General features: G+C 71.2%; 24 protein-coding genes and 2 tRNA genes. 7 read left to right on the top strand and 19 right to left on the bottom strand.

Annotation, left to right across the window (positions count from 1 at the left end):
- Positions 1-34: 34 nt before the first annotated feature.
- Entirely contained in the window at positions 35-682 is a 648-nt protein-coding gene (locus AB0I32_RS09470) for a GyrI-like domain-containing protein (RefSeq protein ID WP_357505172.1), read from the bottom strand.
- Positions 683-865: 183 nt separating this feature from the next.
- On the opposite strand from AB0I32_RS09470, the gene cyoE reads away from it, so the two are divergent.
- Complete coding sequence (gene cyoE / locus AB0I32_RS09475; RefSeq protein ID WP_357505174.1) at positions 866-1,816, top strand: heme o synthase; 951 nt, start codon at positions 866-868, stop codon at positions 1,814-1,816.
- A gap of 16 nt (positions 1,817-1,832) precedes the next feature.
- On the opposite strand, the gene AB0I32_RS09480 is transcribed toward cyoE, so the two are convergent.
- The 3 genes from AB0I32_RS09480 to AB0I32_RS09490 all read right to left on the bottom strand — a co-directional run bounded on the left by AB0I32_RS09480 (position 1,833) and on the right by AB0I32_RS09490 (position 3,726).
- Positions 1,833-2,666 (bottom strand): HAD family hydrolase, encoded by an 834-nt coding sequence (locus tag AB0I32_RS09480; RefSeq protein ID WP_357505176.1) that lies wholly within the window; start codon positions 2,664-2,666, stop codon positions 1,833-1,835.
- A 247-nt stretch (positions 2,667-2,913) separates the two neighbouring features.
- Positions 2,914-2,986, bottom strand: a tRNA-Ala gene (locus AB0I32_RS09485).
- Positions 2,987-3,099: 113 nt separating this feature from the next.
- Positions 3,100-3,726 carry a superoxide dismutase gene (locus AB0I32_RS09490; RefSeq protein WP_357505178.1) on the bottom strand — a complete coding sequence of 209 codons (627 nt, stop codon included), beginning with the start codon at positions 3,724-3,726 and terminating at the stop codon, positions 3,100-3,102.
- Between the two features lie 222 nt (positions 3,727-3,948).
- On the opposite strand from AB0I32_RS09490, the gene AB0I32_RS09495 reads away from it, so the two are divergent.
- Positions 3,949-5,595 (top strand): alpha/beta hydrolase, encoded by a 1,647-nt coding sequence (locus AB0I32_RS09495; RefSeq protein ID WP_357505180.1) that lies wholly within the window; start codon positions 3,949-3,951, stop codon positions 5,593-5,595.
- A 54-nt stretch (positions 5,596-5,649) separates the two neighbouring features.
- Here AB0I32_RS09495 and AB0I32_RS09500 read toward each other — a convergent pair.
- The 11 genes from AB0I32_RS09500 to rplU all read right to left on the bottom strand — a co-directional run bounded on the left by AB0I32_RS09500 (position 5,650) and on the right by rplU (position 14,104).
- Positions 5,650-5,722 (bottom strand) — tRNA-Ala (locus AB0I32_RS09500).
- Positions 5,723-5,835: 113 nt separating this feature from the next.
- Complete coding sequence (locus tag AB0I32_RS09505) at positions 5,836-6,501, bottom strand: histidine phosphatase family protein (protein WP_357505182.1); 666 nt, start codon at positions 6,499-6,501, stop codon at positions 5,836-5,838.
- Positions 6,498-6,935, bottom strand: coding sequence for a ribosome silencing factor (gene rsfS / locus AB0I32_RS09510; RefSeq protein WP_357505184.1), 438 nt, complete (start codon positions 6,933-6,935; stop codon positions 6,498-6,500). Before rsfS ends, AB0I32_RS09505 begins: the two co-directional genes overlap by 4 nt.
- Entirely contained in the window at positions 6,932-8,122 is a 1,191-nt protein-coding gene (locus AB0I32_RS09515) for a hypothetical protein (RefSeq protein WP_357505186.1), read from the bottom strand. Before AB0I32_RS09515 ends, rsfS begins: the two co-directional genes overlap by 4 nt.
- Positions 8,115-8,729: a nicotinate-nucleotide adenylyltransferase gene (gene nadD, locus AB0I32_RS09520; protein ID WP_357505188.1), complete on the bottom strand. Its 615-nt coding sequence runs from the start codon at positions 8,727-8,729 to the stop codon at positions 8,115-8,117. The genes AB0I32_RS09515 and nadD overlap by 8 nt, the downstream gene beginning before the upstream one ends.
- Positions 8,730-8,773: 44 nt before the next feature.
- Positions 8,774-8,926 carry a hypothetical protein gene (locus AB0I32_RS09525; RefSeq protein ID WP_165827280.1) on the bottom strand — a complete coding sequence of 51 codons (153 nt, stop codon included), beginning with the start codon at positions 8,924-8,926 and terminating at the stop codon, positions 8,774-8,776.
- Positions 8,927-9,051: 125 nt separating this feature from the next.
- Positions 9,052-10,404: a glutamate-5-semialdehyde dehydrogenase gene (locus AB0I32_RS09530; RefSeq protein WP_357505190.1), complete on the bottom strand. Its 1,353-nt coding sequence runs from the start codon at positions 10,402-10,404 to the stop codon at positions 9,052-9,054.
- Positions 10,405-10,481: 77 nt separating this feature from the next.
- Positions 10,482-11,648 (bottom strand): glutamate 5-kinase, encoded by a 1,167-nt coding sequence (gene proB, locus AB0I32_RS09535; RefSeq protein ID WP_357505192.1) that lies wholly within the window; start codon positions 11,646-11,648, stop codon positions 10,482-10,484.
- 137 nt (positions 11,649-11,785) lie between these two features.
- Positions 11,786-13,306 (bottom strand): GTPase ObgE, encoded by a 1,521-nt coding sequence (obgE, locus tag AB0I32_RS09540; RefSeq protein WP_357505194.1) that lies wholly within the window; start codon positions 13,304-13,306, stop codon positions 11,786-11,788.
- Between the two features lie 143 nt (positions 13,307-13,449).
- Positions 13,450-13,707, bottom strand: a complete 258-nt coding sequence (rpmA, locus tag AB0I32_RS09545; protein WP_108495115.1) for a 50S ribosomal protein L27 — start codon at positions 13,705-13,707, stop codon at positions 13,450-13,452.
- Positions 13,708-13,795: 88 nt separating this feature from the next.
- On the bottom strand, positions 13,796-14,104 hold the full coding sequence (gene rplU / locus AB0I32_RS09550; protein ID WP_357505196.1) for a 50S ribosomal protein L21: 309 nt from the start codon (positions 14,102-14,104) through the stop codon (positions 13,796-13,798).
- A gap of 294 nt (positions 14,105-14,398) precedes the next feature.
- Between rplU and AB0I32_RS09555 the strand changes: the two genes are divergently transcribed.
- Both AB0I32_RS09555 and AB0I32_RS09560 read left to right on the top strand, forming a co-directional pair.
- Positions 14,399-14,998 (top strand): protein-L-isoaspartate O-methyltransferase, encoded by a 600-nt coding sequence (locus AB0I32_RS09555; RefSeq protein WP_357505198.1) that lies wholly within the window; start codon positions 14,399-14,401, stop codon positions 14,996-14,998.
- 210 nt (positions 14,999-15,208) lie between these two features.
- Entirely contained in the window at positions 15,209-16,318 is a 1,110-nt protein-coding gene (locus AB0I32_RS09560) for an acyl-CoA desaturase (protein ID WP_357505200.1), read from the top strand.
- Positions 16,319-16,389: 71 nt separating this feature from the next.
- Here AB0I32_RS09560 and AB0I32_RS09565 read toward each other — a convergent pair whose 3' ends face one another.
- Positions 16,390-17,022, bottom strand: coding sequence for a thymidine kinase (locus AB0I32_RS09565; RefSeq protein WP_357505202.1), 633 nt, complete (start codon positions 17,020-17,022; stop codon positions 16,390-16,392).
- 35 nt (positions 17,023-17,057) lie between these two features.
- Between AB0I32_RS09565 and AB0I32_RS09570 the strand changes: the two genes are divergently transcribed.
- Positions 17,058-17,720, top strand: a complete 663-nt coding sequence (locus AB0I32_RS09570; RefSeq protein ID WP_357505204.1) for an alpha/beta fold hydrolase — start codon at positions 17,058-17,060, stop codon at positions 17,718-17,720.
- On the opposite strand, the gene AB0I32_RS09575 is transcribed toward AB0I32_RS09570, so the two are convergent.
- The 3 genes from AB0I32_RS09575 to AB0I32_RS09585 form a co-directional block, all read right to left on the bottom strand.
- A complete protein-coding gene (locus tag AB0I32_RS09575) occupies positions 17,693-17,992 on the bottom strand; it encodes a GNAT family protein (RefSeq protein ID WP_357505206.1) in 300 nt (99 codons plus the stop codon). The genes AB0I32_RS09570 and AB0I32_RS09575 overlap by 28 nt on opposite strands.
- Positions 17,993-18,459: 467 nt before the next feature.
- On the bottom strand, positions 18,460-19,608 hold the full coding sequence (locus tag AB0I32_RS09580; RefSeq protein WP_357505208.1) for an acyltransferase family protein: 1,149 nt from the start codon (positions 19,606-19,608) through the stop codon (positions 18,460-18,462).
- A gap of 204 nt (positions 19,609-19,812) precedes the next feature.
- Positions 19,813-23,568 (bottom strand): Rne/Rng family ribonuclease, encoded by a 3,756-nt coding sequence (locus tag AB0I32_RS09585; RefSeq protein WP_357505210.1) that lies wholly within the window; start codon positions 23,566-23,568, stop codon positions 19,813-19,815.
- Positions 23,569-23,979: 411 nt separating this feature from the next.
- On the opposite strand from AB0I32_RS09585, the gene AB0I32_RS09590 reads away from it, so the two are divergent.
- Entirely contained in the window at positions 23,980-25,476 is a 1,497-nt protein-coding gene (locus AB0I32_RS09590) for a cytochrome ubiquinol oxidase subunit I (protein ID WP_357505212.1), read from the top strand.
- Between the two features lie 50 nt (positions 25,477-25,526).
- Positions 25,527-26,576, top strand: a complete 1,050-nt coding sequence (cydB, locus tag AB0I32_RS09595; RefSeq protein WP_357505214.1) for a cytochrome d ubiquinol oxidase subunit II — start codon at positions 25,527-25,529, stop codon at positions 26,574-26,576.
- Positions 26,577-26,595 lie beyond the last annotated feature (19 nt).

The raw sequence follows: 26,595 nt of genomic DNA on the forward strand, positions 1-26,595 counted from the left end.
GCCCCGTGGCCGGGCCCCGCTCTCGTCCGCTGCGTCAGCCAGGGTCTCGCGCCAGTCCTGGACCGGACGCCGCCACCGGCTGCCGGAGGATCGTCCGCTGCTTCTCGGGTGCGACCCTGCGCAGGTCGCTGAGGTAGATCTCGTGGTGCCTGCCGACCATGCGGAACCCGTTGCCCGGGATGAACTCGTCGTGCATCCGCGCGAGCACGTCCGCCTCGTCGTCGAAGGTGCCGACGTGCAGCGTCTGCACGCACCGCCCCTCGGACAGCGGCTCCAGGCGGAGGTCCTCGAGCCGGGCCGGAGGGCCCTTCGTCCCGGCCCGCGCGACGGCGGCGGTGAACATGTCCTCGTCGATCCAGTCGGGCTGCATGATCATCAGGGTCCAGTCCCAGCGCGCCTTGTCCCGCTCTGCGGTGAAGGAGCTCATGTCCTCGGCCCACCACTGACCCTCCAGCGGCATGACGACGAAGTCGCGCCCGAGGTCGCGCTTCGCCGCGAACTTGAGCGCGTACGCGACCGGGTAGAGCGCCTCGACCGCCTCGGCGAAGGCGGGTGAGGTGTTCGGGTCCCCGTGCCCGTCGATCATGAGGTACTGCAGGTCGGGGACGTCGAGCACCCGGAGCTGGCCCACCTTCGCCTGGTAGGCGTCGAGTCTCTTCTTGAGGTCGACCTTGTCCGTCATACGACACCTGGGCTCGCCGGCGAGCCGCGCCTTTCCGTCTCCGAGTTCTGTCTCCGAGGGGCGTGCAGGGCACCAGTGAACCATCCGGCGGCGCCCGCTCACGTAGGCTGAGCCGGTGGATCCGAGAACACCCCTCAGCTCGAACGGCGGGTTCTCCCGTGTAGTGGTCCGGACACACGTCGGATGACCGCGATCAAGCAGCCCCCGACCCTGACCGGCGTCGACGGGACCGACGGCGCGCTCGCGGCCCGGGCTGACGGCACGACCCTTCGTGACACGCTCACGCGCTACTACTCCCTGACGAAGCCCGGGGTGCTCTACGGCAACGTGCTGACGGCCGCCGCGGGCTTCCTGCTCGCGAGCCGTGGGCAGGTGGACCTCTGGCTGTTCGCCGCTCTCGTCGTCGGCACGACCCTGGTGATCGCGTCGGCCTGCGTGCTCAACAACGTGCTCGACCGCGACATCGACGGCGTCATGGACCGCACCAGGAAGCGGGCGACGGTCACCGGCAGCATCGGCGCGCGGCCCGCCGTCGTCTTCAGCGTGGTGCTCGGTGTCGTCGGCATGGCGATGCTCGTCGCCTGGACGAACTGGCTGGTGGTGGCCGTCGGCCTCGGCGGGTTCGTCGTCTACGTCGTGCTCTACGGGATGCTCTCGAAGCGCCTCTCGATCCACGGCACGCTGGTGGGCAGCGTCTCGGGCGCCGCGCCGATCCTCGCCGGGTACGTGGCGGTCTCCGGTGTGGTCGACGTCGGCGCGGTGCTCGTCTTCCTCGCCGTCTTCCTCTGGCAGATGCCCGAGTTCTACTCGATCGCGATCTACCGGCACGAGGAGTACGCCAAGGCGGGCGTCCCGGTCATCTCGGTGGTCCGGAGCATGCGGAACACGAAGATCCAGATCCTGGCGTACACGGTGGCGTTCGTCGTCTCGACCCTGCTCCTGCCCGTGTTCGGGTACGTAGGGATCGTCTACACCGTGGTGATGGGCGCGGTCGGCGGCTACTGGACCTGGCTCGGCATCACCGGGCTCCGGGCGGACGACGACGACCGCTGGGCACGACAGATGTTCCGGTTCTCGCTCGTGGCCGTCCTGGCGCTCTGCCTGATGGTCTCGGTCGGGCCCGTGCTGCCCTGACGCCTGACGACGAGGCCTATCGCACACCCGCGATCGAGCGCAGCACGTCCACCACGCCGTGCTCGGTGATGCTCCCGCACACCTCGCCGGCCGCACACCGGACCTCGGCCGGTGCGTTCCCCATCGCGACCGCGCGCGCCGCCCACTCGAACATCGCCAGGTCGTTGTGCCCATCACCGACCGCGATCGTGTGCTCCGCGGCAACTCGGAGGCGACGGCGAACACGTTCCAGGGCGCTCGCCTTGGAGAGGCTCGGCGCCGTCAGGTCGAGCCAGTCGCCGGGCTCGGCGGTCGAGCCCAGCGTGACGGTCACGTCGAACCAGCCCAGCTCGCGCCCCAGCCGGGCGACGTCGGCCGCGTGCACGACGGCGCGTGTGGTGGGGGCGGCCCACAGCTCGGGCGTGTGCCCCACGAGGTGCTGCCTGCCGTTGAGCAGCCCGTCCGGGAACAGGGCGCTGACCTGATAGCCCTTGCCCAGGACCTCGGTCGCGAGCAGCGCGTCCGGGATCGCGTCGCGGGCCCGCTGCAGTACACGTCCGGCGTCGAACCGCACCGCGTCCTGGACGATCAGGCGGTGCTCGCTGATCCACGCGGTCACGGCACCGTTGGAACAGATCACGTGGCCCCGACGTAGCCCGAGCCGCTCGACGATCGGCGCCACCCCGACCAGGGACCTGCCCGTCGCGATCACCACGTGGTGGCCGGAGGCGACAGTCGCCTGGACAGCTGTCACCGTCGCGTCCGGGATACGCCCCTCCAACGCCAGCGTGCCGTCGACGTCGAGCGCCACCAGACGCGCTGTAGTGGCGAGTGGCGTCGTCGGCGACGCGGTCAAGGCTTTCTCGGTCACGGTCTTCTCCCGTAGGGGCGAGTCCTGGAGCGCCCGACACCGAGGGGTCTGCGTCGGTATGACCAATCTCGCCCCAGTACGGGGGACGCCGTAACCGCATTCGCGGGCCATCTTGGGGACATTTCAAATGTCCGGAACGTGTCCGAGCAGGACGGGATTCAAACCTGAGCTGGTGAACTCACAGCGAGAGGCCATCCCGTCCTCCTGGTGACAGGATTTCAGAATGGCCTCTGACCAGATGTTTCGGTGGAGCTGGGGAGACTCGAACTCCCGACCCCCTGCATGCCATGCAGGTGCGCTACCAGCTGCGCCACAGCCCCGAAAGGGTGTTCGCCCAGGTGGGCGAGCGTCGTCAGTCTAGACCGATTCGGCCGCTGGGACCAAAGCGAGCCGTCGCCGCCCGACGCCGCCCACCAGGGCGACCCTTCGCAGGTCACGCGGCGGTGATGAGGCTTCCCGTCGTGGCGCGCGCCCGGTCGAGCCGGCCCGCGACGTCGGACCAGTTCGCCAGGTTCCAGAACGCCTTGACGTACTCGGCCTTGACGTTGAGGTAGTCCAGGTAGAAGGCGTGCTCCCACATGTCGAGCATCAGCAGGGGCGTGACGCCCAGCGGCACGTTCGCCTGCTGGTCGAACAGCTGGAACACCAGCAGCCGCCCGCCGATGCTGTCCCAGCCGAGCACCGCCCAGCCGGAGCCCTGGATACCGGTCGCCACTGCCGCGAAGTGCGCCTTGAACGCCGCGAAGCTGCCGAACTGGTCGGCGATGGCCGCCCCGAGCTCGCCGTCCGGCTCGCCGCCGCCCTCGGGCGAGAGGTTGTGCCAGAACACCGTGTGGTTGGTGTGCCCGCCCAGGTTGAACGCGAGGTTCTTCTCGTGCAGGTTCACCGCGGCGAGGTCGCCGCTCTCCCGGGCCGCGGCCAGCGCGTCGAGCGCGGCGTTGGCGCCCGCCACGTACGCGGCGTGGTGCTTGTCGTGGTGCAGCTCCATGATCCGCCCGCTGATGTGCGGCTCGAGCGCCGCGTAGTCGTAGGGCAGCTCAGGCAGGGTGTAGACAGGCATTTCCGGTCCTCTCATCGCAAGATGTCGATACGTCCGACGCTAGAACCTCAACCCCGGTTGAGGTCAATGACGCCGGCGCCGGCGGGACGGTGATCGTCGACACACCCGTCGTCGGCGCAGTGACCCGCGTCACAGCGCCGAGCGGTTGACCCTGTTCCTGGAACACGGTCTGGAGTGGGTCTCGCACGTGTCGAGCAAGAGCGACCGGACGAGGGGTGCGAGATGAATGCACGACGAATGATCAGGGCCGGGCTGGCACTGGCGGCGACGGCGGGGCTCGCCGGATCGCTGCTGGCCGCACCAGCCGTCGGTGACGAGGAGCGGACGAGCGGGCCGGACTGGGGATCCTGTCCGGCGGACATGCCGGACGCGGCGCGGGCGCAGCTGGAGTGCGCGACGGTGCCCGTACCACTGGATTACGACCGGCCCGACGGCACGACCATCGAGATCATGATCTCCCGGCTGGCCAGCACCAAGCCCGCCGACCGGCAGGGCGTGCTGCTCCTGAATCCCGGCGGACCCGGCGGCTCGGGGCTCTCCCAGCCGGCCGACATGAGCGCGCTGGGGATGCCGTCGACGGTCCTGGACGCCTACGACCTGATCGGTATGGACCCGCGCGGGGTGGGCCACTCGGCACCGGTGAGCTGCGGCTTCACCATCGAGCAGAACTACCCGGGCAACGTCCCGCGATACGCCGAGGACGCGGCGGCGGTCACCGAGCAGGCCAGGTTCGCGCGGAAGATCGCCGACCAGTGCGCGGCCAACGACCCGGAGGGCCGGATGCAGCACATGACGACGGCCAACACCGCACGGGACATGGATCTGATCCGGGAGGCGCTCGGCGAGGAGAAGCTGAGCTTCTACGGCGCGTCGTACGGCACCGCGCTGGGCGCCGCCTACGCCTCGCTGTTCCCCGAGCAGGGCGACCGGATAGTGGTGGACAGCAACCTCGGCGCGACGGCGCTCGACCGGGGCAGCCTGCGCAGGTTCGGGCTCGGCATGGAGGACCGCTTCCCCGACTTCGCGGCCTGGGCCGCCGAGCGGCACGACAGCTACGAGCTCGGCCGGACGCCGGGCCAGGTGCGGAAGAACTTCCTCGCCCAGGCGGACCGCCTCGAGCGCCGTCCCGTCGGAGGGATCGACGGCGGCACCTTCCGGTTCTACATGTTCGTCGCGGCCTACGCCGACAGCAGCTTCGCGATGGCCGCGCAGCTCTGGCAGTCGCTGGCCGACGCCGACGCGGCGTCCGCCGCCCGGTACGCGAAGAAGCTGGAGCCCGCAGCGGGCGGGCCGCGCGCGGCGGACGCCGTCCAGCGGCCGGCCGGTGCGACGGCGACCCCATCGCCCTACGACAACACCTGGTCCGCGTTCCTCGCGGTCACCTGCAACGACAGCGACTGGGCCGAGGACGTCGGCACCTACCGGCGCGCCGTCGCCGTCGACCGTGAGCGGTACCCGCTGTTCGGAGCGGCGGCGGCGAACATCACGCCGTGCGCCTACTGGCACAACGACCCGGTCGACCCGCCGGTGGAGTTCGCGGAGGAGGGGCCGGAGAACGTCCTCGTGCTGCAGAACCTGCGGGACCCGGCGACACCGCACCGGGGCGGCGAGATCGCGCGCGAGGCGTTCGGCGACCGGGCCCGGCTGGTCAGCGTGGACGGCGGCGGGCACGGGGTCTACGTCTACGACGACAACCCGTGCGCGCTGAACACCACGACGCGGTTCCTGCTCAGCGGCAACCTGCCGGAGTCCGACGTCTTCTGCGGGGCGTCGAGAACCTCAGGCCTCGCGCTGGACGACGCCGGCCGGCAGGAGCGCGCGGAGGCCCTGGTCCGGCTGAGCCGTGGGCCGGGATCTGCCTGGCGGTAACCGCCGGCGCAACAACGAACGAGAGCCCGGCCGATGGCCGGGCTCTCGTATCGGTGGAGCTGGGGGGACTCGAACCCCCGACCCCCTGCATGCCATGCAGGTGCGCTACCAGCTGCGCCACAGCCCCGAATTGGTCTCCCCCAGCCATCCGGCCGGGCGAGCGTGGTTAGTCTATGCAGACCGACGCCAGGGACCAAATCAAAACCCGCGTGCGCTCCATCACGCCGGAAACCCGGGCAGCTACTGCCGGGCCTCCGGCCCTGACTGCCAGGTGTCGAGCGGGTAGCCGGCGCCCACGTTGTGCGCGACCAGCCGCCATGCCGGTGCCGCGCCCGGGGCGGAGGCGTGCAGGTGCGACCAGTGCACGTTGTGCAGGCCGTGCAGCCCACGCCACGTGGCCGGGTCGAGGCCGAGCAGGCGGGTGATCGCCTGGGTGATCGCCGAACCGTGCGAGACCACCACCAGGGTCTCCCCCGCGCTCAGCGCCTCGGCGTGCCGCAGCACCGCCTCCTCCATCCGGCGGGCGACCACGTCCTTCGGCTCGACCCCCTCGACCGGCGGCTCCCCACCGCTCCGCCAGACCGCGTGCTCGTTTGGCCAGCGCTCCGCGATCTCGGCGTCGGTCATGCCCTCCCAGATGCCGAACGAGCGCTCACGCAACCCGGCATCTGTCACGACCTCCAGGCCCACCTGCCGCGCGTAGGCGGCTGCCGTGTCCCTGGCCCGCCCCAGGTCGCTGGCGACCACGAGGGAAGCCTTGTGCGACGCCGCGAGGGCCGTGGCGCCCTGCTCCGCCTGCCACCGCCCGACCTCGTCGAGCGGGATGTCGATCTGGCCCTGCAGCCGCAGTCCCGCGTTGTACGCGGTGCGCGCATGGCGCAGCAGCACTACCGTCCCAGCTGTCACCGGCGCGAGTCCCCCGCCAGGTAGATGGCGCCGTCGTCGGGGTCGCTGTACTCGCCGGTGTCGCCGCCGCCCCGGGCGTCCTCCGGGAGGTCGATCGCCGGGCAGTCCTTCCACAGCCGCTCGAGCGCGTAGTACGTGCGGTCCTCGGCGTGCTGCACGTGCACGACGACGTCACCGAAGTCGATGAGCACCCAGCGCGCCTGGGCCTTGCCCTCCCGGCGGATCGGCTTGACGCCCTCCTTGAAGAGCTGCTCCTCGACCGCGTCGACGATCGCCGAGACCTGACGCTCGCTGGCACCGGACGCGATGAGGAACACGTCGGTGAGCACCAGCTGCTCGCTCACGTCGAGCGCGATGATCTCCTGCGCCTTGACGCTGCTCGCGGCTCGCGCAGCGATGATCGCGAGCTCTGTGGCCCGCTCCGTAGCGGTCATGCCGCATCTCCTCCGTTGAGGCCGGGCGAGCTGCCCGGCAGACTGCCCAGCAGGGCGGCGGCACCCGTGATGGAGCCGCTGTCGCCCTTGAGCACCAGGTTCCAGATCAGGAGGCCCAGCACGAACGCGACGACCACCAGGATGATGTAGTGCAGCCAGGTGTACTGCGGGCCCTCGTCCTCCTCCTCGTCCCACTCTTCCTCCACCTCACGGCGGGAAGAACGCGACGGGGCGGCGGGGCCGGCAGCGAACTGGCCACCGGGCGCGCCAGGGAACTGCTGTCCAGGACCACCCACCGGGCCGGAGCCCGGGCCGGCCGCACCGGGACGCCCGGGGAACGGGGAACCGGGGGCCTGTGGTGCGCCACCCGGGGGCAGCGACTGCGGGGCGGCCGAGGCAGCCGACTCCCAAGGAAGCGCGGGCGCGGGCGCGCCGCCCGCCATCGGACCGCTGGACGGGCCTCCGGCCTGCGGGGCAAGACTCCCGGGACGCTGCTGACCGAGGCCCGCAGGCGCTCCGGGTCGTGCCCCGAACGGTGATGGCGGGCCCGACGGCGACTGGGTCGGCGCGGAAGGAGCCGGGCCCCACTGCGACGTCTGGCCCGGGTCCCCAGGCCTGCCGGCAGCCGGGGGCATACCGGGGCCGGAGCCCTGCGGGGCGTTCTGCCCGCCGAACCTCCCCGAGCGACCCTGCTGCGGGGCGGGCGGCATGGGCGCAGCGGACGGACGGCCGCCGAACGGGCTGGGCGGCCCACCCTGCGGGCCCTGTCCACCCGGGCCTTGTCCGCCAGGGCCCTGCTGGCCGGGCCCACCGGGGCCCGAGGCCTGCTGGCCACGACCGGGAGCAAAGCCACCAGGACCGGACGGCGCGGCACCCGGCCGGCCCTGTCCGGGCGCACCGCCGCCGTACGGCGGCGGGTTGCCACCGGGCTGCTGCACGGGTGTCAGGCGACCGGTCGCGTCGACGCCGCGCGAGCCACCTGTCGCCTGCGGGGGCCGGGCGACCGGCGGGTTCTGCGGCGACCAGCCGCCCTCGGGCGCGGGCGCGCCACGGTGCGGAGGCTGCTGCTGCCCGCCCTGGGGCGGGTAGGCGCTGCCACCGGTACCACCGGCGGCTGCAGCCGCGGCGGCAGCCTCGCGCTCGCGAATCTCGCGGCGCGTCATGGGACGACCATTGTTGTCACTCATCGTGAAGACCTCGATACAGTCCGTGCTTGGCGATGTACTGGACCACGCCGTCAGGCACCAGATACCAGACCGGCAACCCCTCCTCGGCCCGACGACGGCAGTCGGTCGAGGAGATGGCTAGCGCAGGCACCTCGAGCGTCGTCACGCCGTCCCGAGGAAGCCCGTCAACGGAGAGCTTGTGCCCTGGCCGTGTGACAGCGACGAAGTGTGCCATGTCCCACAGCTTCTCGGCATCCTTCCACCGAAGAATCTGCTGGATGGCGTCCGCACCGGAGATGAAGAAGAGGTCCGCCTCCGGCCGCTGCCGACGCAGATCCCGGAGGGTGTCCACCGTGTAGGTGAGGCCCGCTCGGTCGATGTCGACGCGGCTCACCGTGAAGCGGGGGTTCGACGCCGTCGCGATCACCGTCATGAGATAACGGTGCTCGGCCTGGGTGACCCGCTGCTGCTGCTTGAATCCTGGTCGGCCCGTGGGGACGAAGACGACTTCGTCCAGCCCCAGGTGGGCGACCGCCTCGCTGGCGGCCACGAGGTGGCCGTGGTGGATGGGATCGAACGTACCGCCCATCACCCCGATGCGCGGCCTGCTCCCAGTAGGGGCACTCATACCGTGGGTGCACTCATCTGGTCGTCAGGCTCCCGTCAGGCGGATCAGTGTCGGTTGCCGACGTTGCGGAACGCGTACGTGACGACCAGCGCGGCCACGAGGGAGCCGAAGGCGATCAGGCCGAGAACGATCGGTGCGATCGGCTCGTTGGCGTGCTCCGTAGCGGCCTCGGCGGCCAGGACAGCGTTGTGCAGCACGGGGGTTCCTCCCGGTCGGACGTGCTCAGGTGGGCTTTAGTCTCTCACGGACGAATTGCGGCCTGTACATCGCGGCACTGGGCCACAAGGAGATCCTGGGGAAATCTCCGGACGCTGACGGGCCGTCACGGTTTGACGTGCCCGTCGCCCGTCACCACCCACTTGGTGGTGGTGAGCTCGGTCAGTCCCATGGGACCACGCGCATGCAGCTTCTGCGTGGAGATGCCGATCTCGGCACCCAGCCCGAGCTCACCGCCGTCGGTGAACCGGGTCGACGCGTTCACCATCACGGCCGCGGAGTCCACCTCGGCGACGAACCGGTCCGCCGCGGCGATGTCCCGCGTCACGATCGCCTCGCTGTGCCCGGAGGACCAGGTGCGGATGTGCTCGATCGCCTCGTCGAGGGACGGCACCACCCGGACGCCGAGCTCCAGCGCGAGGTACTCGGTCGCCCAGTCCTCGTCCGTCGCGGGAACCATGTCGGCGCCGGCCGGGGCAAAGGCCATGGCCGCAGGGTCACCGTGCAGCACCACACCGGCGTCGGACAGCGCGGTGAGCGCCGCCGGGAGGAAGCCCGCCGCGGCGTCCTCGTGCACGAGCAGCGTCTCCGCGGCGTTGCAGACGCCTACCCGCTGGGTCTTGGCGTTCATCACGATCGCCACGGCCATGGCGACGTCGGCGGTCGCGTCCACGTAGACGTGCACGTTGCCGACGCCGGTCTCGATCACGGGCACGAGAGACTCGCGGACCACCGTCTGGATGAGGTCGGCGCCACCGCGCGGGATGAGCACGTCCACGAGGCCGCGGGCGCGCATGAGCGCCACGCCGCCGGCCCGGCCGTACGCGTCGATCGTCTGGACCAGGTCGGCCGGCAGGCCCTGCGCCACGAGGGCGTCCCGCATCACCGTGACGATCACGTCGTTCGACGCCGCGGCGGCGCTCCCCCCGCGGAGGATCACCGCGTTGCCCGACTTCAGCGCCAGGCCCGCCGCGTCGACCGTGACGTTGGGACGGGCCTCGTAGATCATGCCGACCACACCCATGGGCACGCGGATCTGGCGCAGGCGCAGGCCGTTGGGCAGAGTCTGCCCGCGCACCACCTCGCCGACCGGGTCCGGCAGGCCCGAGACGTCGCGCAGCGCGTCGGCGATCTGCGCGATCCGCTCCGGGGTCAGCGCGAGCCGGTCCAGGAGCCCGTCGGACATCCCGTTCGCGCGCCCCCGCTCCAGGTCCTCGGCGTTCGCGGCCACGATCCGGTCCGCCGCGCCGACCAGGGCACCCGCGATCGCACCGAGCGCGGCGTCCTTCGTCATGCGGTTCGCCGTGGCGAGGGTGCGCGACGCGACCTTGGCGCGCCGGGCGACGTCGCGCACCGCGGCGGTGACGTCCACCTCCGCGGCACCCGACGGCGGCGGCGTGGCTGCCCCGGGAGTGTCGCCTCCGGTACGTATCGCCTCGTCCTGGCTCACAGTCGTCATGCGTCGAGAGTACGTCGGACGGGCCAGATCACGGAGCGCAGATCCGTGGTGCGGACACTCGCAGGGACGGATGCGCCCTACTGGCCCGTCGGCCGGTCGAGCACCAGGTCGTCCCGGTGCACCACCACGCGGTCGTAACCCTCCCCCAGCTCCTCACGGAGCGTGTAGGTGGAGCGCCCGAGGAGCGCGGGGAGGTCGCTCGCGTCGAAGGCGACGAGCCCGCGCGCGACCACCGTGCCGTCGGGCCCGACGAGCTCCACCGGGTCACCCGCGTCGAACTGGCCCTCCGCCTTCGTGATCCCGGCGGGCAGGAGCGAGGCGCGGCCGCCGAGAACGGCACGCGCGGCGCCGTCGTCCAGGTGGAGGCGGCCCTCCGTGCGTGCCGCGTGCGCTATCCACAGCCGGCGCGCCGACGTGCGGCGTCCCGTGGCGGAGAAGAAGGTGCCGACGTCGTCCCCGGCGAGGGCAGCCGCGGCGTTGCTCGCGAGCGTCAGGACGGTGGGGACGCCCGCGCCGGTGGCGATCCGTACCGACTCGAGCTTGGTGACCATGCCGCCCGTGCCGACCGAGCTGCCGCGCGCGGTCACCTCGACGCCCGAGATCTCGGCGAGATCGTCGACCTGCGGGATGCGCCGGGCGCCGGGGCGCGACGGCGGCGCGTCGTGCAGGCCGTCGACGTCGGTCAGCAGCAGCAGCGCGTCGGCCCGCACGAGGTGCGACACGAGTGCGGCCAGGCGGTCGTTGTCGCCGAACTTCAGCTCGTCGGTGGTGACCGCGTCGTTCTCGTTGATGACCGGCACGACGCCGAGCACGAGCAGGCGCTCGAGGGCCCGCTGCGCGTTCCGGTAGCGGGCGCGGCGGACGGTGTCCTCGGCGGTGAGCAGGATCTGGCCGATCTGGATCCCGAACGCCGCGAACTCCTCCTGGTACCGGCCGGCGAGCTGGCCCTGGCCCACCGACGCCGCCGCCTGCATGGTGGCGAGGTCGCGCGGCCGCGAGCCGAGGCCGAGCGGGCCGATGCCAGCGGAGACCGCGCCAGAGGTCACCAGCACTATCTGGGTGCCGGCGGCCTGCCGTGCGGCCAGCACCTCGACCACCCCGCGCAGCGCCCCGACGTCGAGGTGCCCGTCCGGGCCCGTCAGGGACGACGAGCCGATCTTGACCACCACACGCCGCGCGCCGGCGATCACGGACCGGGCGCCCGGGGCGTCCTGAGGGCTGACCGAAGGTTCGATGGAGCTCACTCCCCCATCCTCGCCGGAGTACCACCCGCGACGCGCGGCCATTTCACGCACCGGTCACACCCACCCTGCCGAGACAGAACCCTGGCGAGGTAGAACCTGTGGTTCTACCTCGCCAGGGTTCTACTTCGGCGGACTGGTTACTCGGAGTCCGGGTCCGTCCAGTGGCCGGCCTCGCGTTCGGTCCACAGCTCGCGCCGGGCCTCGGTCTTCGCGTCCATGCGCTCGTTGAACTCCCGGCGCTTGTCGCCACGCGTCGGCCGGTCGTTCTGCTCGAGACGCAGGTCGGTGCCGCGGCCGCCGAGCAGCTCGGGACCGGTCTGCAGCGTGGGCTCCCAGTCGAAGACGACGGCGTTCTTCGGGTCGCCGATGCGCACCTCGTCGCCGGCGACGGCGCCTGCCTTGAACAGGCCGTCCTCGACGCCGATCTTCGCGAGCCGGTCCGCGAGGAAGCCGACGGCCTCGTCGTTGTTGAAGTCGGTCTGCTTGACCCAGCGCTCCGGCTTGGTCCCGCGCACCTCGAACCAGTAGCCGGTCTCGTCGCCACCGAGACGGCGCACGGTGAACCGCGCCTCGTCGACGGCGCGCGGGCGCAGCACGACCGGGGCGGGCGCAGGCGGCGGCGCCGCGGCGCGGGCCTTCTCGACGGTCTCGGCCAGCGCGAACTTCAGCTCGCGGAGGCCCTCGTGGCTGGCGGTCGAGATCTCGAAGACGCGCAGCCCGCGCTCCTCGAGGTCCGACTTCACGAACTCCGCGAGCTCGCGGGCCTCGGGCACGTCGATCTTGTTGAGCACCACCAGGCGGGGACGCTCGCCCAGCGGCACGCGGCCGCCCTCGAGGCCGATGTCGCCCTCATACTTGGCGAGCTCTTCCTCGATCACGTCGAGGTCGGTGATCGGGTCACGACCGGGCTCCAGGGTGGCGCAGTCGAGCACGTGCACGATCATCGCCGTGCGCTCGATGTGCCGCAGGAACTCCAGGCCGAGGCCCTTGCCCTCGCTCGCACCCGGGATCAGGCCCGGGACGTCCGCGACGGTGAACCGCGACTGGCCGGCCTGCACCACACCGAGGTTCGGCACCAGGGTGGTGAACGGGTAGTCGGCGATCTTGGGCCGGGCGGCAGAGATCGCGGCGATCAGCGACGACTTGCCGGCGCTCGGGAAGCCCACGAGCGCGACGTCGGCGATCGTCTTGACCTCGAGCTCGATCTCGGCGATGTCGCCCTCCTCGCCGAGCAGCGCGAAGCCGGGGGCCTTGCGCGTGTGCGACGACAGCGCCCGGTTGCCCAGGCCGCCCTTGCCGCCCGCTGCGACGACGTACTCGGCGCCCTCACCCACGAGGTCGGCCAGGACGTTGCCGTCCAGGTCCTTCACGACGGTGCCGTCCGGCACCTTCAGGATCAGGTCGCCGCCCTTGCTGCCGTCCTTGTCGCCGCCCATCCCCTGGGTGCCCGACGTCGCCCGGCGGTGCGGCGAGTGGTGGTACTCGAGCAGGGTGGTGGTGTTCGCGTCGACGACCAGCTTCACCGTGCCGCCGTCGCCGCCGTTACCGCCGTCGGGCCCCGCGAGGGGCTTGAACTTCTCGCGACGGATCGAGGCGCAGCCGTTCCCGCCGTTTCCCCCGGCGGCATGAAGCACCACCCGGTCTACGAAGCTGGCCATGTCTCGATCCTCTCAAAAACTGCTCAGGCAAAACTGTTCAGGCACGAACGGCCTCAGGCAGAGCAGCTCAGTACGAGCCGCTCAAGAAAAAGGCGAAGGGGGCACACCGTCACCGGTGCGCCCCCTTACGCGGAAGCCGGTACTCAGGCCTCGACTGTCACGATGTCGATGACCTTGCGGCCACGACGCGCACCGAACTGAACGGCGCCGGGGGTGAGGGCGAACAGCGTGTCGTCCTTGCCGCGGCCCACGTTGATGCCGGGGTGGAAGTGGGTGCCGCGCTGGCGGACGATGATCTCGCCGGCCTTCACGACCTGGCCACCGAAGCGCTTCACACCGAGGCGCTGGGCGTTGGAGTCACGACCGTTGCGCGAGGAGCTCGCGCCCTTCTTGTGTGCCATCTCAGGACCTGTCTTTCGCTACGAAGGAGAAGAAGAAGTATCTGGATCACGCGCAGGCTCACTCGTCAGAGGAGGCCCGCAGCGGAAGTCACTTGATGCCGGTGACCTTGAGCCGGGTCAGCGACTGACGGTGACCCTGACGCTTGCGGTAGCCGGTCTTGTTCTTGTACTTGAGGATCGTGATCTTGGGACCCTTCTCGTCCCGAACGACCTCAGCGGTGACCTTGACCTTCGCCAGCTTCTTCGCGTCGGTGGTCACCTTCTCCCCGTCCACGAGCAGGAGGGCCGTGAGCTCGAGGGTCTCACCGGGCTTCGCCTGGACACGGTCCATGACGACGATGCTCCCGACGGACACCTTCTCCTGACGGCCACCAGCCTTGACGATCGCGTAAACCACGTTCAACTCATCTCTCTAGTCTTGGCGTGCGCGCACGACGGGATCCACCGGCTTTGCTGTGACTCGCTCCGCCGCGGCGGTCGAGTGCGGTGCGCCATGGGCACGCAGGACGGGTGCGCAGACAGCACACCGAAGCACTAGGTTACGCGACGCCCCCGACGGGTTCAAACCGACGGGTGCGTGGTCTTGCCCACCCTCTGCCGCGAACCCCCTCCCGGGCGGTCGCCGGACCGCCAGGGTCGGCACCTGGCGACCTTGATCGGCCTGTGCCTACCCTGGGATCGGGTGATCCCGATGGCCTCTGAACCGGTAGCAGTGCACGACGACATCGAACGCGCCATGCGCGCGGTCCCCCGCCGGGAGTTCCTGCCGCGCTCCCAGCGGCCCCTCGCGCACGAGGACCGGCCGCTGCCCATCGGGCGCGGGCAGACCTCCTCGCAGCCCGCGACCGTCGCCGCCATGCTCCGTCTGCTGCGCGTACCGCTCGGCGCCCGCGTGCTCGACGTCGGCTCGGGCTCCGGCTGGACCACCGCGCTGCTGGCCTACCTTGCCGGACCCCAGGGCTCGGTGCTCGGCGTGGAGCGCGACAGCAGGCTCGCCGAGTGGGGCGCGGCCAACGTCGAGCGCACCGGGATGAGCTGGGCGAGCATCGAGCAGGCCACACCCGGTGTGCTCGGGCATCCCCGCCCCAACGGCTGGGACCGGATCCTCGTCTCGGCCTCGGCGCCCGCGCTGCCGCGGGCCCTGGTGGACCAGATCGGGTACGGCGGCCGCATGGTCATCCCCATCCGGACCACGCTGCTGCTCATCGAGCGGCTGCCCGACGGCCGCACCCGCGCGACCGACCACGGCGGGTACCGGTTCGTGCCGCTGATCGAAGATCCCGAGGCGTGAGCCGCCACCCGCAAACCGGCACGTTTGACATGCAGACGGGCAGCGAAGGACAAGCACAGGTCAAAACACCGTCTGCAACCCTTCGCGAGGCGTCCACATCCTGCCCCTCGCGAGCTAACCTACGCTCCCGTAGGCTCAGGACATCTGCACTATGGACGAAATCGTCCGATTCCCCGACTGGGAAGTCGACACCGAGCATGTGAGGACCACATGGCCCAAGCTGCCCCCCTCGTCCGCGACGGCTTCCGCCCGACGAAACCCCGCGACCCCAATGCGCAGCCGGTGACCAGCACGTACACGTCGCTGGCACGCACCGTGCGCGACGCCGGACTGCTCCACCGGGCGCACCGCTACTACGCCTGGACCCTCGCCGCGCTCACCGTCGCGCTCGGCGGGATCATCACGGGCTTCGTCCTGCTGGGTGACTCCTGGTTCCAGCTCCTCATGGCAGGAGCGCTCGGCCTGGTGCTGACGCAGTTCGCCTTCGTCGCACACGAGGCGTCGCACCGCCAGGTCCTCGAGTCCGGACGCCGTAACGACCAGCTGGGCCGCTTCCTCGCCAACGCAGTGGTCGGCATCAGCTACTCGTGGTGGATGAACAAGCACACCCGGCACCACGCGAACCCGAACCGGGTCGGCAAGGACCCGGACATCGCGAACGACACGATCGCCTTCACCGAGGAAGGCGTCCGCCAGCACCGCGGGCTCAAGCGGTGGATCAACCGCTACCAGGGCTGGCTGTTCTTCCCCCTCCTCACCCTCGAGGGCCTGAACCTGCACGTCACCTCGATCCAGTCGCTGTTCCAGGGAACGCCGGAGACACTCCGCTCCCGCGTGGGCGAGCTCGTGACCATCGCGGTACGCCTCAGCGTGTACGTCGCGATCCTGATGCTGGTGCTGCCGGTCGGCATGGCCTTCGCGTTCCTCGGTGTCCAGATGGCCGTCTTCGGCGTCTACATGGGCGCATCGTTCGCCCCGAACCACAAGGGCATGGCGATCATCCCCGCCGACAGCAAGCTCGACTTCCTCTCGAAGCAGGTGCTCACCTCGCGCAACATCAGGGGTGGCTGGTTCATGAACATCCTCATGGGCGGGCTGAACTTCCAGACCGAGCACCACCTGTTCCCGAGCATGCCGCGCCCGCATCTCATCCGGACCGCCGTGATCGTCCGGGAGCACTGCGCCAACCTCGGCATCCCCTACACGGAGACGACCCTGGCGCACTCGTACCTGCTCGTCGTCAACTACCTGAACCGGGTGGGACTCGCGGCACGCGACCCGTTCGACTGCCCGGAGTACCACTCGCTCCGCAAGGTCTGACCTTCGGGGCAGCAGCAGACCTCGCCGTGCCGAAGGGCGCGAGCGGCCGCCAGCGCGTCAGCGTCTACCGGTCACTCGCGCCCTTCCGCGCGCCGGTCCGCGTGCCGACGGCAGCGCGCCTCGTACGACTCCGAGCCGCCGACGTGCGCGGCGACCGGTACCAGGGCGCCGCCCGTGTCGTCGTCGGCGGTGGTCACCGGTGGCGCTCCAGGCACCCTGACGTGGAAGGCCGCGTCCGCGCCGCACACCGAGCAGACGGCGGTGAGCTTCTCCACCGACTCGGCGAGCGCCATCAGCTCGGGCAGGGGCGAGAACGGCCGGCCGTCGAACGTGACGGACAGCCCCGCGACCACCACCACGAGCCCGCGGCGGGCGAGCTCCGAGGCCACTGGCACGAGGCCCGCGCCGAAGAACTGCGCCTCGTCGACGGCGACGAGCTCGGTCCGGGCGCCGTCCCCGGCGTCGGCGTCCAGCAGGGCGAGGATCTCCGCGGCGTCCGACACCGTGTGGGAGGGCACGCCCTGACCCGAGTGCGAGGTCACCCTGCCCAGCCCCCTGCGTGCGTCGAGCGAGTGACTCACCACCAGCACCCCGCGCCGGGCGATCCGGGCGCGCCGCACCCGGCGCAGCAGCTCCTCGGACTTGCCCGCGAACATAGGGCCGGCGATCACTTCGAGGCGCCCAGCGCCCAGGCCGTCTTCCATGGTCGTCAGTCAACCATTCCACTAGGTTGACGAGCATGACCACCGACGTCGAGACCGTGCTGTTCCTGCCGGGGCTGGGCGCCGGCACCGATCCGTGGGAGGCGCAGCTGCGCGCCCTGCCCGCCGGGTTCACGGGCCTGGCCCCGGACATCCCTGGGCTCGACCGTGCCGCGACGCCCGGCGCCTTCACGTTCGCCGGAGCGGCACGCGCGCTGCGGGACCTGCTCGACGAGCACGGGATCGACCGGGCGCACGTCTGCGGCCTGTCGCTCGGCGCGATGACGGCGACCCAGCTCGTGCTCGACTTCCCCGAGCGGGTCGCCTCGCTCGTGCTCTCGGGCAGCCAGGTCCGCGTGCCTCCCGCGCTCATGGCGATCCAGCGGACGATCGTCCGGATGCTGCCGGAGCGCGCCGCCGAGCGCATGGTCCTGACCAAGGCGCAGTGGCTCGGGGCCCTCCAGGTGGTCGGGGACATGAACTTCCGCGAGCGGCTGGCGAGCATCCAGGCGCCGACGCTCGTCCTGTGCGGCAGCCGCGACTTCGCCAACCTCGCACCGGCGCGGGAGCTCGCCGCGACGATCCCGAACGCCGAGCTGCGGATCGTCCCGCGGGTCGGCCACCCGTGGAACCAGCAGGAGCCGGAGCTCTTCTCCCGGACGATCGCCGAGTTCTACGAGCGGCTGTCCGCGGACGGCTGAGGTTCCAAGGGCTCCTGCCACTCGCCGCGGAGCACGCCCATGACCACCGAGTCGTGGCGCACGCCGTCGACCACCCTGGCCTGGCGGAACCGCGCCTCCTCCACGAAGCCCAGCGCCTTCCCGACCCCGAGCATCGCCTCGTTGCCCGACCATGTCGCGAAGTCCAGCCGCACCCAGGGCGTGCGCTCGAACAGTACAGACGTCCAGAGGGCAAGCGCCGTGCGTCCGATCCCCTGGCCGCGCACCGCCGGGTCGTACACGGTGACGCCCATCGGGCCCACTGCGTCTCGCGCGACTCCCAGTACCACGCCACGGTCCCGACGAGCTCGCCGCCGACGTCGACCACCAGCCTGCCCGGCGGCAGTGCCCCGGCGCCCGACGGCGGTGCCCCGGCGCCTGAGGGCTCAGGCTGCGGAACCCGGGACGCCGACCAGGCCAGGCCGTGGTTCCAGGCGAGAGCCTGGACGATCGCATCCGCTTGTTCGCCGGTGGGCGCCGGGTAGTACGGGCCGTCCCAGCGATGCCAGTCGTGCTCGGGCCGGTCGGTCGGTGGCAAGCCAGGCTTCATGACTTCGGTCGCTTGCCCTGAGATCGGTCGGTTGATTGACCGATCTCAGGGCAGGTGACCGAAGTCATGGCTGGGCCGGTGCAAGGGACCGAAGTCAGCCACCCCAGGCGCCCCCGGCCACCGACCGACCCCCTGGCCGACAGCTCGCCGACCGCTGGCCCAGCCTCCACATCACAGCACCCGCGAAACGCCCGGGATCTTTCGCAGCAGGTGGGCGAAGCCCCAGCACAGCGGCACCGAGAGGGCGAGCAGGATGAGGAACTTCACGCCGGCCGGAGCGGCCAGCGGCGCGAAGATCATCGCGACACCGACCAGCACGAGCGGGTGGATGACGTACACCGCGAACGAGTTCTGCGCCGCCCAGCGCGCCCAGGCGGGCTGGCCCGAGAACCGCTCCCGGAACAGGACCAGCAGGGCCACTATCGTGCTGACGGCGAAGACGTTCTCCGCGAGGCTCGCACCCAGCTGGGCGAGCGGCCCGGCGCCGGGCGCGGTCGCGAGGGCGGCGCCACCGAGTGCCGGCCCCAGGCTGACGAGCGCCACGACCAGAGCCACGCGCCCCTGCCGCACGGTGAGAGCGGTGAGCCACCCGCGGCGCACCGCGAGCAGGCCGACCACGAAGAGGACCACGTACTGCGGCAGGTACGCCGGGGAGGGCAGGCCCGCGAACTCCCAGTAGGTCCCGGACGGGACCGCGAGGCGCCAGAGGAACGTGGCGGCGGTCAGCACCGCGACCAGCCCGGCGATCGCCCGGAAGCGGACCGGTCGGGGTTCGGCGTCGACCGTCGTCGGCGATCCGGCGTCCGCGATGCCGGACCGTGCCGTCGAGCGGGCGCGCAGCGCGCGGTAGGCGGCGTACGCGAGAGACATCACCAGGAGCACCTCAGCGAACCACAGCGGGCCGACGTCACCGACGGTGAACCAGAACTGCAGGAACGACTCCCCCTCCGCGCGGTGGTCCGGCCAGCTCTGCAGGGACAGCAGCGGCCGGGCCACCAGCCAGAAGGCCACCAGCGGGACGCCGAGCCGGAGCAACCGGTCCCTGGCGAAGGCGCCGGGCCCCTTGCGGTCGACGGACCCGGGAGCGAACAGGCCGGAGAGCAGGAAGAAGAACCCCATGAAATAGAGCTGGTTCACGATCACCAGCAGCATCAGCGCGATGCCGGACGGGCTGGTGCTCGGCTCGGTCCAGTACCAGAGCGGGAGCGCGCCGTAGGTCAGGGCGCTGTGGTGCGCCAGGACCAGCACGGTCAGCAGCACCCGCAGGTTGTCGACGTACCCCATTCGGGTAGTGGTCGGCCGTACGGCGGTGGTGGTCATCGTAGGTCTCCGAGTCTCGTGCGGTTCACTGCTTCCGTGGTTCATTACTCGACTAATGAACCACAGAACGTGGTGGTTCCGCAAGGGAGATCTGGGTGGGCAGTGTCCGGGCACGAAAAAACGAGGGCCGCCACCTCGCGGTGGCGACCCTCGTCCGGATCAGGTCAGAGGCCGAGCAGCCTCGCCCAGAAACCCTTCTTCTGCTCAGGCGACCTCGTCGCCAGCTCCTTTGGGCGGTTCCGACTGCCCAGTGTCGGAGCCCCCCTCCGGCGCATCGCTCGCCGACCGTGCGGCGTCCGCCGGCGATCCCGCAGAGTCGCGTGAGTCAGGGTCGGGTGAGTCAGGAGAAGCCGCCGAGCCGGAGCTCGCGGACGTCGACGTGGTGCCGGTAGCACCGGCGGTTGGCAGCTGGATCTCGTCCAGGGTGGCGGGACCGTCGTCCGAAGGTTCCTTCGGCTCGTGCGCATGCTGCGCGGCGGCGGCGATGGTGGCGAGCGTGGCCTTGACGGCCTCGCGGGCCTCGGACCGCTCCTCGGGCAGGCTCGCGACGGGCGTGGTCTCCAGCACGGGAGCCACCTTGCCCTCCTTGCCGCGCTTGCGGCGCGCACGCGGGGAGCGCAGGCCCTCGTCGGACGACGCGGGCGCGCTGCCCGGACCCATGCCGTTGCCCGACTTCTCGATGGGCTCCTCGTGCACGATGAACCCGCGGCCCTTGCAGTGCTCGCAGGTCTCGGAGAACGCCTCGACGAGGCCCTGGCCCACACGCTTGCGCGTCATCTGGACCAGCCCGAGCGAGGTCACCTCCGCCACCTGGTGCTTGGTGCGGTCCCTGCCGAGGCACTCGACCAGACGACGCAGCACCAGGTCCCGGTTGGACTCGAGCACCATGTCGATGAAGTCGATGACGATGATGCCGCCGATGTCGCGCAGGCGGAGCTGCCGCACGATCTCCTCGGCCGCCTCGAGGTTGTTCCGCGTGACGGTCTCCTCGAGCGTGCCGCCGGCACCGGTGAACTTGCCGGTGTTGACGTCCACGACCGTCATCGCCTCGGTGCGGTCGATGACCAGCGAGCCGCCCGAGGGCAGCCAGACCTTGCGGTCCATACCCTTGGCGAGCTGCTCGTCCACCCGGTGCACGTGGAACACGTCGGTGTTCTCGACCCACTTGGACACGCGCTCGCGCAGGTCCGGGGCGAGCTCCTCGACGTAGTGCGCGATCTCGTCCCACGCGCCCTCGCCCTGCACCACCAGCGACGAGAAGTCGTCGTTGAAGATGTCACGGACGACGCGGATGGCCATGTCCGGCTCGCCCTGGAGCAGAGCGGGGGCGTTGGCCTTCTTCGACTTCTCCTGGATCGCGTCCCACTGGCCCTGCAGCCGCTCGACGTCGGCGCGCAGCTCGTCCTCGCTCGCCCCCTCGGCCGCGGTGCGCACGATCACGCCCGCACCCTCGGGAACCACCTCGCGGAGGATCTTCTTGAGGCGCGAACGCTCGGTGTCGGGGAGCTTGCGGCTGATGCCGGTCATGCCACCACCCGGCACGAACACCAGGTACCGGCCCGCGAGCGTGACCTGGCTCGTGAGCCGGGCACCCTTGTGGCCGATCGGGTCCTTGGTGACCTGCACCAGGACCGAGTCGCCCGACTTCAGCGCCTGCTCGATCCGGCGCGGCTGCCCCTCCAGGCCCGCGGCGTCCCAGTTGACCTCACCCGCGTACAGCACGGCGTTGCGGCCCTTGCCGACGTCGACGAACGCGGCCTCCATGGAGGGCAGCACGTTCTGGACGCGGCCCAGGTACACGTTGCCTGCCATCGACGCCTGTGACTGCTGCGAGACGTAGTGCTCGACGAGCACGCCGTCCTCCAGCACCGCGATCTGCGTGCGGCCGTCCTTCTCGCGCACGATCATCGACCGCTGCACCGACTCGCGGCGGGCCAGGAACTCGGCCTCGGTGATGATCTGACGACGACGCCCGTGGTCGCGGCCCTCGCGGCGACGCTGGCGCTTCGCCTCGAGGCGTGTGGACCCCTTGAGCGCGGTGACCTCGTCGGTACGGGTCGTGCGGACGGCGGCCGCCTCGGCGCGCTCGCCCCGCGTACCCCGGCGGCGCCGGCGACGACGGCGGCTGCCGCCCTCACCCTCGGCGTCACCCTCGCCGTCAGCCGCGTCCTGGGCGGCGTCCTGCTCGTCATCGTCCTCGTCGGACGCCTGCGCGTCCTCCTCGGAGTCGTCGTCCTGCTCCTCGTCCGCCGAGTCGTCCTCGTCGTCCAGGCGGTTCGCGCGGCCGCCACGACGGCCACGTCCACCTCGACGCCGACGGCGGCGCGACGGGCGCACCTCCTCGTCGTCGTACTCCTCGAAGTCCGCCGGGGCGAGCTCCTCGAGCTCGACGCCCTCGGCGGCCAGCTCGTCCTCGATCGCGCCGACCTCGTCCACGGCGGCGGCGTCGTCCTCGCTCAGCTCGGCCGCGACGAAGTACGGCACGGCGGCGCTCGTCTCCCGGTCGGGAGACGCCACGGACGCGTCCGCGACGGGCTCGACGGCATCGGCCTGCGCGCTCGGGGCAGTGTCCTGCGTGTCCGGCCGCACGGCCGGCTCGATGCTGGGTCCGCCCGTACGACGCACCGCCCGGCGCGAGCCGGACCGGCGCGCCCTGGGCTCGGCCGGGGCCTCGGCTGCCTCCTGGGGCTCGGCCCCGGCCTCGGTCACCCGCTCGGAGCGGGGCTCCGCGGGACGCTCGACGACGTGCTCCGCCGCACGTGCGGGCGCCTCGGCGGCCTGCTCGACGGGGCGAGCGACCGGGCGGGCGAACGTCGGCGTCAGGTCCTGCGGACGCGGCGGCCCGGCAGGTGCCTGCGCACGCCGCGAGCGGCGGGCGGCGGACTCGTCGGGCGCCTGGAAGAGCAGCGCGGTGGTGGCGAGCCGCGGGACGCGCGTGCCCGACGTCGTCGCGGCGGGCGACACCGAGGGCTGCGCGGGTGCCTCGGCGGCAGGCGTCTCGACCGCTGGGGCCACGGTGGGCTCCGCTGCCGGACGGCGGCTGCTGCGGCGGCCGCGGGTCCTCGGCGCCTCTGCCGCCTGCGCCTCGGACGTCGGAGCCTCCGGCGCCACCTCGGCGGCCGGGGTCTCGACCGGTGCCTCGGCGGCGGGGGCCACGGGGGTCTCCACGACGGGCTCCGTCGCCAGCGGCTCCGCGGCGACGGGCTCCGCGGCGACGGGCTTGCGGCGCGACCGGGCACGCTTGGGGGCGTCCTCGGCGGCCGGTTCTGCCGGAACCTCTGCTACGGGCTCCGCCTTCTTCCGGGTACGACGCTTCGGAGCCGACTTCTCGGGCTCCGCCGTCGGGCTGCCGGGCAGGATGATGTCGTCCAGGCTCGCGACCCCGCGCACCGGGGCGTCGACGGGCGCCGCCGCGGGCTCGGGCAGCACGATGTCGCTCGGCGCCGTCACCTCGGTGGATGCCTCGGCAGGCTCCTCGACGGCAGCCTCCGGCTCGACCGGCTCGGGCTCGGCCGCAGGCACGGGCTCGACAGTGACATCTGTCTCACTCTGGACCGGCTCGCTCACCGCGGCGGGCTCGACGACGGTCTCGACGGCCGGCTCGGCCGCCGTCGGCTCGGCCACGGCGGGTGCCGTGGGGGACGAGACGCCCCGCGTGGCGCGCCGGCGCGGGCGCTTGGTGGCGGGCTCAGCGGCCGCGGAGGTCGACACGACGGCGGTGCCGCCAGTGGTCACCGGCTGGGACTCGGCCGGGGCCTCCCCGGTGCCGGCCGAACCGACGACGATGGGCTCGACGTTCGCCGTCGAGACGACGGACCTGGTGACGCGGCGGCGCGGGCGCTTGGCCGGCGTCGTGCCCGCCGGAGCCTCCCCACCAGTGGTGACCTGGGCGTTCGCCTCAGGTGCGTCGTGATCATCCTGTGACCCGATGGTCGAACCGGTGGTGCTGGAAGGCGTCACGTGAGGTGCTCCTGTAGCCGGCGTCCGCCCCACACCACGCGGACCGCCAGGCGGTCGGTCGTCCGGCTGTGCATCGCGGCGAAGCGACACACCCGGGCGGAAGTCTCGGTCTGCGGCCCTGTTCCTGCGATCTTCGCGGACGCCTGCGGCCACGTTTCTGTCGTGACAGCGGCACCGCGTGCGGATCGCGGGCAGTGTTGGACTCTGCAGGCCGCGCAGGGATGTGGGCCTACGCGGGTTCGTCAAGTATCGCACAGCACATCGACCTCGCCCTGCGGTGGTCCAACTGCGTGTACAGTGGCTTGTGAAGACATTCACAAGCGACGGATCCGCCCCCACAGCGCCCCGACCTGCCACATCAGGCCAGCGTCCGCGGGACAGAGCCGTACGGAGACACCACAGGAGCCCGGAGTGGAAGCTCTCGACCTGGCACGCTGGCAGTTCGGCATCACCACCGTCTATCACTTCATCTTCGTTCCGCTCACGATCGGCCTCGCACCCCTGGTGGCCGTGATGCAGACGGCCTGGGTACGCACGGGGAACGAGCGCTGGCTGCGGCTGACGAAGTTCTTCGGCAAGCTCCTCCTGATCAACTTCGCGCTCGGCGTCGTCACCGGCATCGTGCAGGAGTTCCAGTTCGGGATGAACTGGAGCGAGTACTCCCGGTTCGTGGGCGACGTCTTCGGGGCACCGCTCGCCATGGAGGCCCTCGCCGCGTTCTTCATCGAGTCCACGTTCCTCGGTCTGTGGATCTTCGGCTGGGACCGGCTGAACAAGCGTGTGCACCTCGCCTGCATCTGGGCGGTCGCCGTCGCCGTCAACCTGTCCGCCTTCTTCATCCTGGCCGCCAACTCGTGGATGCAGCACCCCGTGGGGGCGCGGTACAACCCGGAGACCGGTCGCGCCGAGATGGAGTCGATCTGGGCGATCCTCGGCAACAACACGCTCTGGGCGGCCTTCCCCCACGCGGTGGCCGCCGCCTTCCTGACGGCCGGGACGTTCGTGGCCGGGATCGCTGCCTGGTGGATGGTGCGCCTGGTCCGGACCAGGCGGCCCGAGTCCGTCGAGCTCGCCCGGAACGTCTACCGACCCGCCGTGGTCCTCGGCACGGTCGTCATGCTGGTCTCCGGCGCAGGCGTCGCTCTGACGGGCGATGCCCAGGGCAAGCTGATGTTCGAGCAGCAGCCTGGCAAGATGGCGTCGGCCGAGGCGCTGTGCGAGGGCGAGGAAGCAGCCCCCTTCTCGATCCTCACCATCGGTGACCTGTCGAACTCGTGCGAGGGCGTGCGGCACATCCTCGAGGTGCCTGGCCTGTCGAGCTACCTCGGCACCGGCAAGTTCTCGGGCGAGGACAGCTACCTGCCCGGCGTCAACGACGTACAGGAGCAGTACGCCGAGCGGTACGGCGCCACGGACGAGGCCGGGAACCCGATCTCCTACACGCCCAACCTCGCCGCCAGCTACTGGAGCTTCCGGCTCATGATCGGGTTCGCCGCCGGGTCCGCGCTGCTCGCGCTGGCCGCCCTGTGGTTCACCCGTGGCGGCCGCGTCAGCGACAACCCCTGGTTCGCCCGCATCGCCATCGCGGCGATCCCCACGCCGTTCCTCGCCTCGTCGTTCGGCTGGATCTTCACGGAGGTGGGACGCCAGCCCTGGGTGGTCGCCCCCAACCCCACGGGGATCGACCAGATCCGGCTGCTCACGATGCAGGGCGTCTCCACGGTGGTCAGCCCCGGCATGATCATCACCTCGATGGTCGTGTTCACGGTGCTCTACGGCGTGCTGGGCGTGATCTGGTACCGGCTCATCCACCGGTACGCGATCGAGGGAGTGCCCTCGACGGTGCGCGACGAGTCGCCGGAGGCCGCCGGCGACGAGACCGACCGTCCGCTCTCCTTCGCCTACTGATTCGCCTACTGCCTGATCGATGAGATTGCCAGAGAGATAAGGACGTGACCGTGGACCTCGCCATCGTGTGGTTCGTCATCATCGCGGTTCTGTGGACCGGGTACTTCGTGCTCGAGGGCTTCGACTTCGGCGTCGGCATGCTGATGTCGCTGCTGCCCCGCGGCGACGCCGCGCACCGGGAGAAGGAGCGGCGGGTGCTGGTGAACAGCATCGGCCCGGTCTGGGACGGCAACGAGGTCTGGCTGATCACCGCCGTGGGCGCCACCTTCGCGGCGTTCCCCGAGTGGTACGCCACCCTGCTCTCGGGCTTCTACCTGCCGCTGCTCGCCATCCTGGTGGCGCTCATCGTGCGCGGTGTCGCCTTCGAGTACCGCGGCAAGATCTCCGACGCCGTCTGGGCGCGCCGCTGCGACATCGCGATCCAGGTGGGTTCCTGGGCCCCGGCGATCCTGTGGGGCGTGCTGTTCGCGAACCTGGTGCGCGGCGTCCAGCTCGACGACGCGCACCAGTACGTGGGCGGGCTCGCTGCCCTGTTCAACCCGTTCGCGCTGCTCGGCGGCCTCACGACGCTCGTGCTGTTCCTGCTGCACGGCACGGTGTTCGTTGCGCTCAAGACCGACGGCGCGATCCGGGCGCGGGCCCGCCGGTTCGCCGGGGTGCTGACGGTGGTCGCCCTGGCCGTCGCCGGGGTCTGGGCGGGCTGGACGCAGACCGCGTTCGCGCCCGCCTGGACGTGGGCGGTCGTGATCGTGGGCGGGCTGGCCCTGATCGGCGTCCTGCGGACGAACCGTGCGGGGCGCGAGGGCTACGCGTTCGGGCTCTCCGCCGTGACGATCATCGCCGCGGTGGTCCTGATGTTCGGGTCCATGTTCCCCGACGTGCTGCCGGGCCTCGACGGCGGCAGCGCGCTCAGCATCGCCGAGGCGGCGTCCACCCCGTACACGCTGACCATCCTGACGTGGGTGGCAGTGGTGCTGACACCGCTGGTGATCCTCTACCAGGGATGGACGTACTGGGTGTTCAGGCGCCGGCTGACCGTGGACCACATCCCCGCACCGGCCGGCCTCACCTGGAAGAAGATCAAGGACTCGGCGTTCTGAACACCTTCGGCGTTCTGAA

This window comes from Promicromonospora sp. NPDC050249 (assembly GCF_040656015.1).
Taxonomy (GTDB): domain Bacteria; phylum Actinomycetota; class Actinomycetes; order Actinomycetales; family Cellulomonadaceae; genus Promicromonospora.

Bases quoted from the DNA above. Each gene is read 5' to 3' on its own strand.
- AB0I32_RS09470 (WP_357505172.1), bottom strand. From the start codon at position 682: ATGACGGACAAGGTCGACCTCAAGAAGAGACTCGACGCCTACCAGGCG.
- cyoE (WP_357505174.1), top strand. From the start codon at position 866: ATGACCGCGATCAAGCAGCCCCCGACCCTGACCGGCGTCGACGGGACC.
- AB0I32_RS09490 (WP_357505178.1), bottom strand. From the start codon at position 3,726: ATGCCTGTCTACACCCTGCCTGAGCTGCCCTACGACTACGCGGCGCTC.
- AB0I32_RS09495 (WP_357505180.1), top strand. From the start codon at position 3,949: ATGAATGCACGACGAATGATCAGGGCCGGGCTGGCACTGGCGGCGACG.
- rsfS (WP_357505184.1), bottom strand. From the start codon at position 6,935: ATGACCGCTACGGAGCGGGCCACAGAGCTCGCGATCATCGCTGCGCGA.
- AB0I32_RS09515 (WP_357505186.1), bottom strand. From the start codon at position 8,122: ATGAGTGACAACAATGGTCGTCCCATGACGCGCCGCGAGATTCGCGAG.
- nadD (WP_357505188.1), bottom strand. From the start codon at position 8,729: ATGAGTGCCCCTACTGGGAGCAGGCCGCGCATCGGGGTGATGGGCGGT.
- AB0I32_RS09530 (WP_357505190.1), bottom strand. From the start codon at position 10,404: ATGACGACTGTGAGCCAGGACGAGGCGATACGTACCGGAGGCGACACT.
- obgE (WP_357505194.1), bottom strand. From the start codon at position 13,306: ATGGCCAGCTTCGTAGACCGGGTGGTGCTTCATGCCGCCGGGGGAAAC.
- rpmA (WP_108495115.1), bottom strand. From the start codon at position 13,707: ATGGCACACAAGAAGGGCGCGAGCTCCTCGCGCAACGGTCGTGACTCC.
- AB0I32_RS09555 (WP_357505198.1), top strand. From the start codon at position 14,399: ATGGCCTCTGAACCGGTAGCAGTGCACGACGACATCGAACGCGCCATG.
- AB0I32_RS09560 (WP_357505200.1), top strand. From the start codon at position 15,209: ATGGCCCAAGCTGCCCCCCTCGTCCGCGACGGCTTCCGCCCGACGAAA.
- AB0I32_RS09565 (WP_357505202.1), bottom strand. From the start codon at position 17,022: ATGGAAGACGGCCTGGGCGCTGGGCGCCTCGAAGTGATCGCCGGCCCT.
- AB0I32_RS09570 (WP_357505204.1), top strand. From the start codon at position 17,058: ATGACCACCGACGTCGAGACCGTGCTGTTCCTGCCGGGGCTGGGCGCC.
- AB0I32_RS09575 (WP_357505206.1), bottom strand. From the start codon at position 17,992: ATGGGCGTCACCGTGTACGACCCGGCGGTGCGCGGCCAGGGGATCGGA.
- AB0I32_RS09580 (WP_357505208.1), bottom strand. From the start codon at position 19,608: ATGACCACCACCGCCGTACGGCCGACCACTACCCGAATGGGGTACGTC.